Below are 12156 nucleotides of genomic sequence, written 5' to 3'. Positions count from 1 at the left end.
GTGGGTCGTGCAGGATTCGAACCTGCGACCAATTGATTAAAAGTCAACTGCTCTACCAACTGAGCTAACGACCCACTTTTACGCTGTTTTCACGTTGTTTGATATCCCGTGGCAACGGCGGCATATATTACTGATTTAAGAATTCAGCGCAACAAAAATTTCGATGAAGATCACTTAACTGCTTACGAATCATGCTGCACGACCAGAAATAACGCGATTTCTGGTCATGCGATAATCATCCCATCGAATTCAGACGTTTTTGCGCCTGCTTAGCACCTTCGGTACCCGGGAATTTAGAGACCACCTGCTGATAAACCGCTTTGGCTTTCGCAGTGTCGCCTTTGTCCTGCATGATGACGCCCACTTTGTACATCGCATCAGGCGCTTTTGGCGATTTTGGGTAGTTTTTTACCACGGAGGCAAAATAAAACGCCGCATCGTCCTTTTTACCCTTGTTGTAATTCAGCTGACCGAGCCAGTAATTGGCATTTGGCTGATAAGTGGAATCAGGGTATTTCTTAACAAAGTTCTGAAACGCAGCAATCGCGTCATCCTGACGAGATTGATCCTGCACCAGGGCAATAGCCGCATTGTAGTCAGTATTCGCGTCACCGCTCTGTACAGGCGCGCCTGTTGAGGCTGAAGCATCAGCAGATGGCGCTGGCGCAGACGTCGCAGCACCGCTCTGATCGCCTGCGGCTGGCTGTGCTGCTGCACCACCGCTGCTCAGGCTATCTATCTGCAACAAGATTTGCTTCTGACGTTCCACAACCTGGTTAAGCTGATACTGGCTTTCCTGAATCTGACCGCGGAGAGAGTCAATATCATTCTGGTTATCGGAAAGTTGTTGCTGGAGTTGGGTTAAAAGCTGGCTATGAGCGTTAGAAATACGCTCGAGTTGAGTGACCCGGTCTTCTACCGAGCCTGAGCCGACACTACTGATTGGTGCCTGAGCAAAAGCGGCCCAGGGGGCCGCTATTCCAACCAGTAACGACAGACTCAATAGATGATGTCTGAAGTTACTGCTCATGCAATTCTCTTAGTAAACCAGTACGGCACGACGGTTTTTGGAGTAAGCCGCTTCGTCGTGACCCAGTACTGCAGGTTTTTCTTTACCGTAAGAAACGATGGAGATCTGGTCAGCAGAAACGCCTTTACCCTGCAGGTACATTTTAACAGCGTTAGCACGACGCTCACCCAGGGAGATGTTGTACTCAGGAGTACCACGTTCGTCCGCGTGACCTTCTACGGTGACTTTGTAAGATGGGTTGCTACGCAGGAAGTTAGCGTGAGCATCCAGCATCGCAGCGAAGTCAGAACGGATGTCGTATTTATCCAGATCGAAGTAAACGATGTTGTTCTGCTGCAGCTGCTGCATCTGAAGACGCGCTTGCTCTTCAGAAGACATGTTGCCATTGCCGTTCGCGTCCATACCGGTGCCGGCACCCATCATGCCTTCGCCGCTCTGGTCATTGCTGGCGTTCTTGTTAGAAGAACACGCTGCGATTGCCATTACAGGCAGAGCGATCATCAGCCCCTTCAGCACTTTGTTCAGTTGCATTTCTATGATTCCTTTAGTAATCAATTAATTATTATTTACAGATACGGCGACCAGGCAGGTGATTTTACCTGTCCATCAGTTGCCGGAATACGCGCTTTGAAACGCCCATCTGTAGAAACCAGATTCAGCACAGATCCCATCCCCTGAGAAGAGCTGTAGATTACCATCGTGCCGTTAGGTGCCAGACTTGGCGTTTCATCCAGGAACGTTGACGACAGAACTTGAACGCCACCCGCTACCAGATCCTGTTTGGCAATGTGCTGCTGCCCACCGTTGGAGCTCACCATTACCATAAATTTACCGTCGCTGCTCACGTCTGAGTTCTGGTTCTGCGAACCTTCCCAGGTAATACGCTGCGGAGCACCGCCGTTGATGTTGACTTTATAGATTTGTGGACGGCCAGCCTGGTCAGAAGTAAACGCCAGGTTTTGGCTGTCCGGGAACCATGAAGGTTCAGTGTTGTTGCTGCGACCGTCGGTCACCTGACGGATCTGGCCAGAGCCAATGTCCATCACGTACAGGTTCAGGCTACCGGTTTTTGACAGCGCAAACGCCAGTTTAGACCCGTCCGGAGAGAAGGAAGGTGCACCGTTGTGACGTGGGAAAGACGCCACCTGACGAACAGCACCGTTTGCCAGCGTCTGGATAACCAGCGCTGAACGGCCGCTTTCGAAGGTTACATAGGCCAGTTTAGAACCGTCCGGAGACCAGGCTGGAGACATCAGCGGCTGTGAAGAACGTTTCACCAGGAACTGGTTGTAGCCGTCGTAGTCAGATACGCGCAGCTCATACGGGAACTGACCACCGTTGGTCTGTACCACATAAGCAATACGGGTACGGAACGCCCCTTTAATGCCGGTCAGTTTTTCAAATACCGCATCGCTGGCAGCGTGTGCCGCGTAGCGCAGGTACTGCTTAGTGACCTTGTAAGAGTTCTGTGCCAGAACGGTACCCGGTGCACCGCCGGTATCCACCAGCTGCCAGGCCACGTTGTAAGAGCCGTCCGGGTTAGGCGTAACCTGACCCACAACCACGGCATCAATACCCAGCGCAGACCATGCTGCAGGCTGTACTTCCTGCGCGCTACCCGGCTGCTGAGGCAGACGAGAACGATCTAACGGGTTGAATTTACCGCTGTTACGCAGGTCAGCCGCCACGATGCCACCGGCATCTTCAGGTGCAGCGCCAGGACCGGCCCACTGGAACGGAACAACACCGATTGGGCGTGCCGAGTCCACCCCCTGGGTGATCTCGATACGTACTTCTGCGTGCAGTACTGCTGCCCACAGCATTAAAAAACTAAATGCTACACGTAATGCCTGCTTCATCATATCTCCCTTATCCGGGTAACCTTACCCACGATAATTTAGCAGAATGTTAACAAACTCAAATAGACAAAACTACCAGAACCCTGTGACTAAACCTGGTCTATTTTTCCCCGTTTGCACGGGGAAAATGTAACTTAAGGTTTGAAGTCCAACGGCGCATTTTTAAAGACTTCGTAAACTGCCTGAGATGGCGGTTTAGGCATCTTCGCCTGACGCGCTGCAGCCAGGGCCGCAGTACATAAAGCCGGGTCGCCACCTTCAGACTTAATATCCAGCAGCATGCCGTCCGGAGCCAGTTTTATACGCAACGTACACGTTTTACCGGTATAGGAAGACGCATCATAGAATCGGCTTTCAATAGCGGATTTAATCTGCGCGGCATAACCGTTGATTTCAGCCCCTGTCGCACCGTTACTCTTAGTGTTACCACTTCCCGTCGGCGCTGCGTTGTTTCCTTTCGCCCCACCGCCCGTTTTCGGTGCATTCTTACCGGAGCTCAAATCGCCCAGCAGATCGTCAACCCCTGCGGCAGCGGCGGCTTTTTCAGCAGCAGCGGCCTTTTTGGCAGCCGCTTTATCAGCAGCAGCTTTCTTATCGGCAGCGGCCTTCTCAGCTGCAGCTTTCTTATCGGCGGCAGCCTTCTCAGCTGCAGCTTTTTTATCGGCAGCGGCCTTCTCAGCAGCCGCTTTCTTCGCAGCCTCGGCAGCAGCTTTCTTCTCTGCTTCCTGAGCGGCTTTCTTCGCGGCTTCCGCTTCGGCTTTCTTCTGAGCATCAGCGGCGGCTTTCTTCGCGGCTTCCGCTTCAGCTTTCTTCTGAGCATCGGCAGCGGCTTTCTTCGCGGCTTCCGCTTCAGCTTTCTTCTGAGCATCAGCAGCGGCTTTCTTCGCCGCTTCTGCCGCTAATTTTGCCTGGGCATCAGCCTGTGCTTTCGCGTCCGCTGCGGCTTTTGCTGCCGCCTCTTCCGCCTGCTTTTGCTGTTCCTGTGCTTTCTTCGCGGCCTCTTCGGCTTGCTTCTGCTGTTCCGCCTGCTCTTTCGCAGCTTCCTGCGCCTGCAAACGCTCTTTCTCAAGCTGCTTCAGACGCTCCTGCTCTGCGGCCTGCTTTTCACGCAGTTCTTCCGCCTGCTGTTGCGACTGTTTTTCACGCCGCTCTTCGGCCCGTTTGGCACTCGCCTTCTGCTGTTGTTCGCGATTATAGTTCTGTACTACCGCACCGGGATCCACCATCACGGCGTCAATGGAAGAACCTCCACCGCCGCCGGCTGATGCATCAATATGCTCGTCGAACGAACTCCAGATCAGCGCTGCAAAGAGAATCACGTGCAGCACTGCGGAGACGATTATCGCTCGCTTAAGCTTGTCGTTCTGTTCGGTTGCCTTTGACACTATCGGTTCCCAAAAACTACGCGGATGATCAAATAGGTTGGGTCATTAAGCCAACTGACTTAACACCCGCACTATGTAGCAAGTTCAGCGCTTTAATAATTTCATCGTAGGGTACGTCTTTCGCGCCACCGATTAAGAAGACCGTTTTCGGATTTGACTCCAGACGACGCTGCGCTTCAGCAATAACCTGCTCAGGCGGCAGCTGATCCATACGATCTTTCTCTACCACGACGCTGTATTGCCCTACGCCGGAAACCTCAATGATAACCGGAGGATCGTCATTGGTGCTCACCGCCTGTGATTCTGTCGCATCCGGCAGATCCACTTCCACGCTCTGGGTAATGATTGGCGCTGTCGCCATGAAGATCAGCAGCAGTACCAGCAGGACGTCCAGCAGTGGAACGATATTGATTTCGGACTTGAGCTCGCGACGACCTCGTCCACGCGATCTGGCCATGGTTTACCCCTTGTTGCTCTCGGTGCTGGTAAACGCCTGACGGTGCAGAATCGCAGTGAACTCTTCCATAAAGTTGTCGTAGTTCAGTTCCAGTTTGTTCACACGCTGGTTCAGACGGTTGTAAGCCATAACCGCAGGAATTGCCGCAAACAGACCGATAGCGGTCGCAATCAGTGCTTCAGCGATACCCGGTGCAACCATCTGCAACGTCGCCTGCTTCACCGCGCCCAGCGCGATAAAGGCGTGCATGATCCCCCACACGGTACCAAACAGACCGATATACGGGCTGATGGAGCCGACAGTGCCGAGGAAAGGAATGTGCGTTTCAAGGTTTTCCAGTTCACGGTTCATAGAGATACGCATCGCACGCGAGGCACCTTCCACCACCGCTTCCGGCGCATGATTGTTTGCACGATGCAGACGAGCAAACTCTTTGAAACCGCTGTAGAAAATTTGCTCGGAGCCGGTCAGGTTTTCACGGCGCCCCTGGCTTTCCTGATACAGACGAGAAAGCTCAATACCCGACCAGAACTTATCTTCAAACGCTTCAGCTTCACGGCCAGCGGCATTGAGGATACGCGTTCTCTGGATGATGATGGCCCAGGATGCGATTGAAAAACCAATCAAAATCAACATGATAAGTTTAACCAGAAGGCTTGCCTTCAGGAACAAATCAAGGATATTCATGTCAGTCACTGCTTAAACTCCGCGACAATAGACTTAGGAAGCGCACGAGGCTTCATTATGGTTGGATCAACACAAACAATCAGCACTTCAGCTGAGTTCAGTACGGTATTCTCTGCGTTGACTATCCGCTGCGTGAAAACCAGTGAGGTCCCGCGCATTGATGTAATTTCAGTTTGGACTTCGAGCATATCGTCGAGTCTGGCAGGCGCAAAATACTCAAGCGTCATCTTGCGTACCACGAAGGCAACTCGCTCAGCCAACAGCACCTGTTGACTAAAGTGATGATGGCGCAGCATCTCTGTGCGTGCCCGTTCATAAAAAGCAACGTAGCTGGCGTGGTAAACCACACCACCGGCATCGGTATCTTCGTAATAGACACGAACCGGCCATCGAAACAGCGTTGTATTCACTTTACATCCCGGTAATGCAACAAAAGTTAATGCTTTTAAACTTCGCTACTATACGCGCGGGAAAGAGGGTTGGGAATGGGAGAAAGTAAACGGAGAGTAAATTTTTATGGGCTCGGGTAAGCCCATAACGTTAACGGACATTTCTTATTCAGAAGAAGAAAATCAAACCGGCGAGAAGCACCAGATCGGCAATCAGCGGGCAAAAAATTCCCTGCCAGTGAATGGCTTTCGGACGAAAGCCCACGCCGTGGATCACACCTGCACACACCGCCCACATAATGAGGAAGCCGTGCCAGATTTCAAGCTCGCTGGTTTTCGCTGCAAAGCGCGAAGGGTCCCAGAATATACAACCTGCCAGCAGTAATGCCATCACTAAAGAAAGCGCCCGTAATGGGCGCTTATCCATTACCGCGTAAAGCGTCGCGATAATATTCATCAGTGTTTTTCTTCACCCGCTTTGGTCGCTTCGACGTGCTCAAGCGCCAGGGCAGTGATGACACCAAATGCACAGGCAAGAAGCGTCCCTAAAATCCATGCGAAATACCACATATTCAGCTCCTTACTTAGTACATAGAGTGGGTGTTGCTTTCGATATGTTCTTTAGTGATACGACCGAACATTTTCCAGTAACACCAGATGGTGTAGGCCAGAACAATCGGAACGAACACGCAAGCAACATACGTCATCAGGTTCAGCGTCATATGGCTGGACGTTGCGTCCCACATGGTCAGGCTAGCATTCAGCATGGTGCTGGATGGCATGACGAATGGGAACATCGCAATACCCGCCGTCAGGATGATGCACGCCAGGGTCAGCGAAGAGAACACGAACGCCAGCGCGCCTTTCTCCAGACGAGACGTTAGTACTGTCAGCAACGGCAACAGCACGCCCAGAGCCGGGATAGCCCACAGCGCAGGGGTATTGTTAAAGTTCACCAGCCATGCGCCAGCCTGACGCGCCACTTCTTTGGTCAGCGGATTAGACGGCGCAGTATGGTTGATTGCAGACGTCACCACGTAGCCATCGATGCCGTACACCACCCACACGCCGGCCAGTGCAAAGCAGACCAGCGTGACCAGCGCAGCGACCTGAGCCGTCGCGCGAGAACGCAGGTGCAGTTCACCAACCGTACGCATCTGCAGATAGGTTGCGCCCTGAGTGATGATCATCGCCACGCTCACCACGCCGGCCAGCAGACCAAACGGATTCAGCAGCTGGAAGAAGTTACCGGTGTAGTAAAGACGCATGTATTCGTCCAGGTGGAACGGTACGCCCTGAAGCAGATTACCAAACGCCACGCCGATCACCAGCGGTGGAACGAAGCTACCGATGAAGATGCCCCAGTCCCACATGTTGCGCCAGCGGGTGTCTTCAATCTTGGAACGGTAGTCGAAACCGACCGGACGGAAGAATAAAGAGGCCAGCACCAGAATCATCGCCACGTAGAAACCGGAGAACGCAGCCGCGTAGACCATCGGCCAGGCAGCGAACAGCGCGCCGCCAGCGGTGATCAGCCACACCTGGTTACCGTCCCAGTGAGGGGCGATGGAGTTGATCATGATTCGACGCTCGGTGTCATTACGACCGAGGAAACGGGTGAGCATCCCCACCCCCATGTCGAAACCATCCGTGACGGCGAAACCGATCAGCAGAACGCCGATCAACAGCCACCAGATAAAACGCAATACTTCATAATCGATCATTTGATGACTCCTGTCTTAGCGTGCCGGCTGAGTAGTCGCAGTGGACTGCTCGTAGTGATAGCGACCGGTTTTCAGGCTGCTTGGGCCAAGGCGCGCGAACTTGAACATCAGGAACAGTTCAGCCACCAGGAACAGGGTGTACAGACCACAGATCAGCAGCATGGAGAAGATCAGGTCGCCCGCTGTCAGGGACGAGTTCGCTACCGCCGTTGGCAGTACCTCACCAATCGCCCATGGCTGACGGCCGTACTCCGCAACAAACCAGCCGGATTCGATAGCGATCCACGGCAGTGGAATACCGTACAGCGCGGTGCGCAGCAGCCATTTTTTCTCGCCGATGCGGTTGCGAATCACGGACCAGAAGGACGCCGCAATGATCAGCAGCATGATGATGCCGCAGCCCACCATGATACGGAATGCAAAGTACAGTGGCGCAACGCGTGGAATCGAGTCTTTGGTTGCCATCTGGATCTGCGCTTCTGTCGCATCAGAAACGTTCGGGGTATAACGCTTCAGCAGCAGACCGTAACCCAGATCTTTCTTCACGTTGTTGAACTGGTCGCGAACGGCCTGGTCAGTAGAACCGGCACGCAGCTGTTCCAGCAGCGAGTAGGCTTTCATACCGTTACGGATACGCTCTTCGTGCTGAACCATCAGCTCTTTCAGACCGGTCACCTGCTTATCAACAGAACGGGTGGCGATGATACCCAGCGCGTAAGGGATCTGAATGGCGAAGCGGTTTTCCTGCGCGTCCTGATCGGGAATGCCGAACAGCGTAAAGGCAGCAGGCGCCGGTTGGGTTTCCCATTCGGCTTCGATGGCAGCCAGTTTGGTTTTCTGCACGTCACCCATTTCGTAACCGGATTCATCACCCAGAACGATAACAGAGAGGATTGCAGCCATACCGAAGCTTGCAGCGATAGCAAAGGAGCGCTTAGCAAACGCGAAGTCACGACCGCGCAGCATGTAGTAAGAGCTGATGCCCAGTACAAACATCGCGCCGCACACGTAGCCAGAAGCGACGGTGTGAACGAATTTAACCTGCGCAACCGGGTTCAGGACCAGCTCGGCAAAGCTGACCATCTCCATACGCATGGTTTCGAAGTTGAAATCAGACGCGATAGGGTTCTGCATCCAGCCGTTCGCCACCAGGATCCACAGCGCGGACAGGTTCGAACCTAATGCCACCAGCCAGGTCACCGCCATATGCTGGACTTTACCCAGACGATCCCAGCCGAAGAAGAACAGACCTACAAAGGTGGATTCGAGGAAGAATGCCATCAGACCTTCAATGGCCAGCGGCGCACCGAAGATATCCCCTACATAGTGGGAATAGTAAGACCAGTTAGTCCCGAACTGGAACTCCATGGTCAAACCGGTTGCCACGCCCAGCGCGAAGTTGATACCAAACAACTTGCCCCAGAACTTGGTCATATCTTTATAAATCTGTTTGCCGGAGAGAACGTATACCGTTTCCATAATGGCCAGCAGGAACGCCATACCGAGCGTCAGTGGCACAAACAGGAAGTGGTACATCGCGGTCAAGGCAAACTGTAAGCGCGACAGTTCGACTATATCTAACATCATGACTCCTTGCTCATCGCATGAAGACTCCGAGAGTGAACCCCGTCAGAGAGAGATCCACACGCATGCCCCAATACAAATTATTCGCATCCTTGTCGTCGTTATTACCCTGAAGGAGGATAAAAACGATGACGTGAGGTTACAAATACGTTAATAAAAAACTCAAATTGATCCCGCAAATATAATACGCTGCAAAACCCTTACAATAAACAGGTTTTTATTGAATCACATTTACGTTTTTCGACGGCGATCAATTTATAGCAAAATTACCACTTTTCGGCCATTTTGATCGGGGACAATTTACAGCCTTTTGATGGGTTTTTCCAAGGATTAAACATTGATTTAAATCAAAAACAATCCGTTGTGTTAAATGTGTTTTGATGCGGTGAACATAGTAAAAACCATGTTAAAGATATGTATATAAAATACAATTAAGGTTATCAACTCGATTGATGAATATAAACAGAAGTGATTTTTATTAACTCAGAAGCCCGACTGCCTAATTTATTCAGGACATAAATTCTAGTGCGTTTTTCGTTTTTTTCCATCCGCTCTCTTTAAGGTAAATAAATAACAATTATTTTACTTTTATCCCCCTCTCTAATTAACACCCAATTGTGACTATTGCATGTCGCCCGGCAGGCAATAAAAAAGGCCGCTTTACAGCGGCCAACCATGTCGAAACGGACATTTTTATACTTCAACGCTCCCCTTTCGGGAAGCAGAGAGGACTTACTTAATGATGGATTTCAGTGCTTCGCCGATATCCGCCAGGCTGCGAACGGTTTTCACGCCTGCGGCTTCCAGCGCTGCGAATTTCTCATCAGCCGTACCCTTACCACCGGCGATGATCGCGCCCGCGTGACCCATACGCTTGCCTTTCGGCGCGGTCACACCCGCGATGTAACCGACAACTGGCTTGGTCACGTGTTCTTTGATGTAAGCAGCGGCTTCTTCTTCCGCGCTACCGCCGATCTCACCGATCATCACGATCGCTTCGGTCTGTGGATCTTCCTGGAACAGCTTCAGGATGTCGATGAAGTTAGAGCCCGGGATCGGGTCACCGCCGATGCCCACGCAGGTGGACTGGCCGAAGCCGTAATCGGTGGTCTGCTTAACCGCTTCATAGGTCAGCGTACCGGAACGGGACACGATGCCCACTTTACCCGGCTTGTGAATGTGGCCCGGCATGATGCCGATTTTGCACTCGCCCGGGGTGATAACGCCAGGGCAGTTCGGGCCGATCATGCGCACGCCTGCTTCATCCAGCTTCACCTTCACGGTCAGCATATCCAGCGTCGGGATGCCTTCAGTAATAGTGATGATCAGTTTGATGCCTGCGTCGATCGCTTCCAGAATGGAGTCTTTGCAGAACGGAGCCGGAACGTAGATCACGGTCGCGGTTGCGCCCGTCGCTTCTACGGCTTCACGCACGGTGTTGAACACCGGCAGGCCCAGGTGGGTGGTGCCGCCTTTACCTGGCGTTACGCCGCCAACCATCTGCGTGCCGTAGGCAATCGCCTGTTCGGAGTGGAAAGTCCCCTGGCTACCGGTGAAGCCCTGGCAGATAACCTTGGTATCTTTATTAATTAAAACTGACATTATTTCCCCTCCACTGCGGCAACAACCTGCTGAGCTGCATCCGTCAGACTTTTCGCTGCAATAATATTCAGGCCGCTGTCAGCCAGTTTTTTCGCGCCGAGTTCAGCGTTGTTACCTTCCAGACGCACAACAACCGGAACGTTAACACCCACTTCTTCTACCGCACCGATGATACCGTCGGCGATCAGGTCGCAACGAACGATGCCGCCGAAGATGTTAACCAGAACGGCCTTCACGTTGTCGTCAGAGAGGATGATTTTGAACGCTTCGGTTACGCGCTCTTTGGTTGCGCCACCGCCTACGTCGAGGAAGTTTGCTGGCTCACCGCCGTGCAGCTTAACGATGTCCATGGTGCCCATTGCCAGGCCCGCACCGTTAACCATACAGCCGATGTTGCCGTCCAGCGCTACGTAGTTCAGCTCCCACTGTGCAGCCTGTGCTTCACGCGGATCTTCCTGAGACTGGTCGCGCATTTCGCGCAGATCGGACTGGCGGAACAGCGCGTTACCGTCAGCGCCCAGCTTGCCATCGAGGCAGATCAGGTCGCCCTGAGTGGTGATCACCAGCGGGTTGATCTCGATCAGCGCCAGGTCGCGCTCCAGGAAGATGTTCGCCAGACCCATGAAGATCTTGGTGAACTGCTGAACCAGCTTGCCTTCCAGGCCCAGTTTGAACGCCAGCTCGCGCCCCTGATAAGGCATCGGACCTGCCAGCGGATCGATTGCCACTTTGTGGATCAGGTGCGGGGTTTCTTCCGCCACTTTTTCGATTTCCACGCCGCCTTCGGTAGACGCCATGAACACCACGCGACGGGAGCTACGGTCAACAACCGCGCCCAGGTACAGTTCTTTTGCGATGTCGGTCGCCGCTTCAACCAGGATCTGGTTAACCGGCTGGCCGTTCGCATCTGTCTGGTACGTTACCAGACGCTTGCCGAGCCAATGTTCAGCAAACGCACGAATCTCTTCTTTGCTCTTAACAACCTTCACACCGCCCGCTTTACCACGGCCACCAGCGTGAACCTGACACTTAACTACCCAAGGGCCGGAACCGATTTTAGATGCGGCTTCTTCTGCTTCACGCGGGGTAGTACAGGCATAACCCACCGGAGCCGGTAAGCCATACCGGGCAAACAGCTGTTTGGCCTGATATTCATGTAAGTTCATGTGTTCTATCCATCCTTCAGGTAATCGTTAGGTCGTGCTTTTATTGGCCCGGCAGCCATACGCCGCCGGGCAAGACTGCAAAACTAGACGTCCAGCAGCAGACGGGTTGGATCTTCCAGCAGCTCTTTAATCGCGACCAGGAAGCCCACGGACTCGCGGCCGTCGATCAGGCGGTGATCGTAAGAGAGCGCCAGGTACATCATTGGCAGGATCTCAACTTTACCGTCTACCGCCATCGGGCGATCTTTAATAGCATGCATACCCAGGATCGCG

14 protein-coding genes and 1 tRNA gene are annotated in these 12156 nt (G+C 52.9%); all 15 read right to left on the bottom strand.

The features are described 5' to 3' along the window. Position 1 precedes the first annotated feature (1 nt). Positions 2-74: transfer RNA gene (locus DEO48_RS22040), tRNA-Lys, on the bottom strand. Between the two features lie 161 nt (positions 75-235). Continuing rightward, the gene (gene cpoB, locus DEO48_RS22035) at positions 236-1030 is read right to left on the bottom strand and encodes a cell division protein CpoB (protein WP_109846278.1); all 795 of its coding nucleotides are present in this window, start codon (positions 1028-1030) and stop codon (positions 236-238) included. A 9-nt stretch (positions 1031-1039) separates the two neighbouring features. Next, positions 1040-1561, bottom strand: coding sequence for a peptidoglycan-associated lipoprotein Pal (gene pal / locus DEO48_RS22030; RefSeq protein ID WP_003858578.1), 522 nt, complete (start codon positions 1559-1561; stop codon positions 1040-1042). A gap of 35 nt (positions 1562-1596) precedes the next feature. Continuing rightward, positions 1597-2889, bottom strand: coding sequence for a Tol-Pal system beta propeller repeat protein TolB (gene tolB / locus DEO48_RS22025; protein ID WP_008501103.1), 1293 nt, complete (start codon positions 2887-2889; stop codon positions 1597-1599). Positions 2890-3023: 134 nt separating this feature from the next. After that, positions 3024-4274: a cell envelope integrity protein TolA gene (gene tolA, locus DEO48_RS22020; RefSeq protein ID WP_109846277.1), complete on the bottom strand. Its 1251-nt coding sequence runs from the start codon at positions 4272-4274 to the stop codon at positions 3024-3026. A 28-nt stretch (positions 4275-4302) separates the two neighbouring features. Next, positions 4303-4731, bottom strand: coding sequence for a colicin uptake protein TolR (tolR, locus tag DEO48_RS22015; protein ID WP_003858589.1), 429 nt, complete (start codon positions 4729-4731; stop codon positions 4303-4305). A 3-nt stretch (positions 4732-4734) separates the two neighbouring features. Further along, entirely contained in the window at positions 4735-5427 is a 693-nt protein-coding gene (tolQ, locus tag DEO48_RS22010) for a Tol-Pal system protein TolQ (protein ID WP_008501101.1), read from the bottom strand. Beyond that, complete coding sequence (gene ybgC, locus DEO48_RS22005; protein WP_003858593.1) at positions 5424-5828, bottom strand: tol-pal system-associated acyl-CoA thioesterase; 405 nt, start codon at positions 5826-5828, stop codon at positions 5424-5426. Before ybgC ends, tolQ begins: the two co-directional genes overlap by 4 nt. Before the next feature lie 148 nt (positions 5829-5976). Next, positions 5977-6264: a cyd operon protein YbgE gene (ybgE, locus tag DEO48_RS22000; RefSeq protein ID WP_109846276.1), complete on the bottom strand. Its 288-nt coding sequence runs from the start codon at positions 6262-6264 to the stop codon at positions 5977-5979. After that, positions 6264-6377: a cytochrome bd-I oxidase subunit CydX gene (cydX, locus tag DEO48_RS21995; protein WP_003858598.1), complete on the bottom strand. Its 114-nt coding sequence runs from the start codon at positions 6375-6377 to the stop codon at positions 6264-6266. Before cydX ends, ybgE begins: the two co-directional genes overlap by 1 nt. A gap of 14 nt (positions 6378-6391) precedes the next feature. Beyond that, on the bottom strand, positions 6392-7531 hold the full coding sequence (cydB, locus tag DEO48_RS21990) for a cytochrome d ubiquinol oxidase subunit II (protein WP_032638926.1): 1140 nt from the start codon (positions 7529-7531) through the stop codon (positions 6392-6394). Positions 7532-7546: 15 nt separating this feature from the next. Then, positions 7547-9115 carry a cytochrome ubiquinol oxidase subunit I gene (gene cydA, locus DEO48_RS21985; protein ID WP_023310795.1) on the bottom strand — a complete coding sequence of 523 codons (1569 nt, stop codon included), beginning with the start codon at positions 9113-9115 and terminating at the stop codon, positions 7547-7549. Between the two features lie 732 nt (positions 9116-9847). Then, a complete protein-coding gene (gene sucD / locus DEO48_RS21980; protein WP_008501094.1) occupies positions 9848-10717 on the bottom strand; it encodes a succinate--CoA ligase subunit alpha in 870 nt (289 codons plus the stop codon). Further along, on the bottom strand, positions 10717-11883 hold the full coding sequence (sucC, locus tag DEO48_RS21975) for an ADP-forming succinate--CoA ligase subunit beta (protein WP_023310791.1): 1167 nt from the start codon (positions 11881-11883) through the stop codon (positions 10717-10719). Before sucC ends, sucD begins: the two co-directional genes overlap by 1 nt. A gap of 83 nt (positions 11884-11966) precedes the next feature. Next, positions 11967-12156 (bottom strand): 2-oxo acid dehydrogenase subunit E2 (locus DEO48_RS21970; protein ID WP_181367041.1); only part of this gene is annotated, 190 nt, incomplete at its 5' end.

The sequence above is a fragment of the Enterobacter sp. CGMCC 5087 genome (assembly GCF_003144775.1).
GTDB lineage: Bacteria > Pseudomonadota > Gammaproteobacteria > Enterobacterales > Enterobacteriaceae > Enterobacter > Enterobacter cloacae_M.
The sequence above is the reverse complement of the archived record's forward strand: the minus strand, read 5'-3'. Positions and strand labels throughout refer to the sequence as shown.

Excerpts from the sequence above, each read along its gene's own strand:
- ybgE (WP_109846276.1), bottom strand. The coding sequence starts at position 6,264 with ATGAATATTATCGCGACGCTTTACGCGGTAATGGATAAGCGCCCATTA.
- cydB (WP_032638926.1), bottom strand. The coding sequence starts at position 7,531 with ATGATCGATTATGAAGTATTGCGTTTTATCTGGTGGCTGTTGATCGGC.
- pal (WP_003858578.1), bottom strand. The coding sequence starts at position 1,561 with ATGCAACTGAACAAAGTGCTGAAGGGGCTGATGATCGCTCTGCCTGTA.
- cpoB (WP_109846278.1), bottom strand. The coding sequence starts at position 1,030 with ATGAGCAGTAACTTCAGACATCATCTATTGAGTCTGTCGTTACTGGTT.
- cydX (WP_003858598.1), bottom strand. The coding sequence starts at position 6,377 with ATGTGGTATTTCGCATGGATTTTAGGGACGCTTCTTGCCTGTGCATTT.
- sucC (WP_023310791.1), bottom strand. The coding sequence starts at position 11,883 with ATGAACTTACATGAATATCAGGCCAAACAGCTGTTTGCCCGGTATGGC.
- sucD (WP_008501094.1), bottom strand. The coding sequence starts at position 10,717 with ATGTCAGTTTTAATTAATAAAGATACCAAGGTTATCTGCCAGGGCTTC.
- tolB (WP_008501103.1), bottom strand. The coding sequence starts at position 2,889 with ATGAAGCAGGCATTACGTGTAGCATTTAGTTTTTTAATGCTGTGGGCA.
- cydA (WP_023310795.1), bottom strand. The coding sequence starts at position 9,115 with ATGTTAGATATAGTCGAACTGTCGCGCTTACAGTTTGCCTTGACCGCG.
- tolR (WP_003858589.1), bottom strand. The coding sequence starts at position 4,731 with ATGGCCAGATCGCGTGGACGAGGTCGTCGCGAGCTCAAGTCCGAAATC.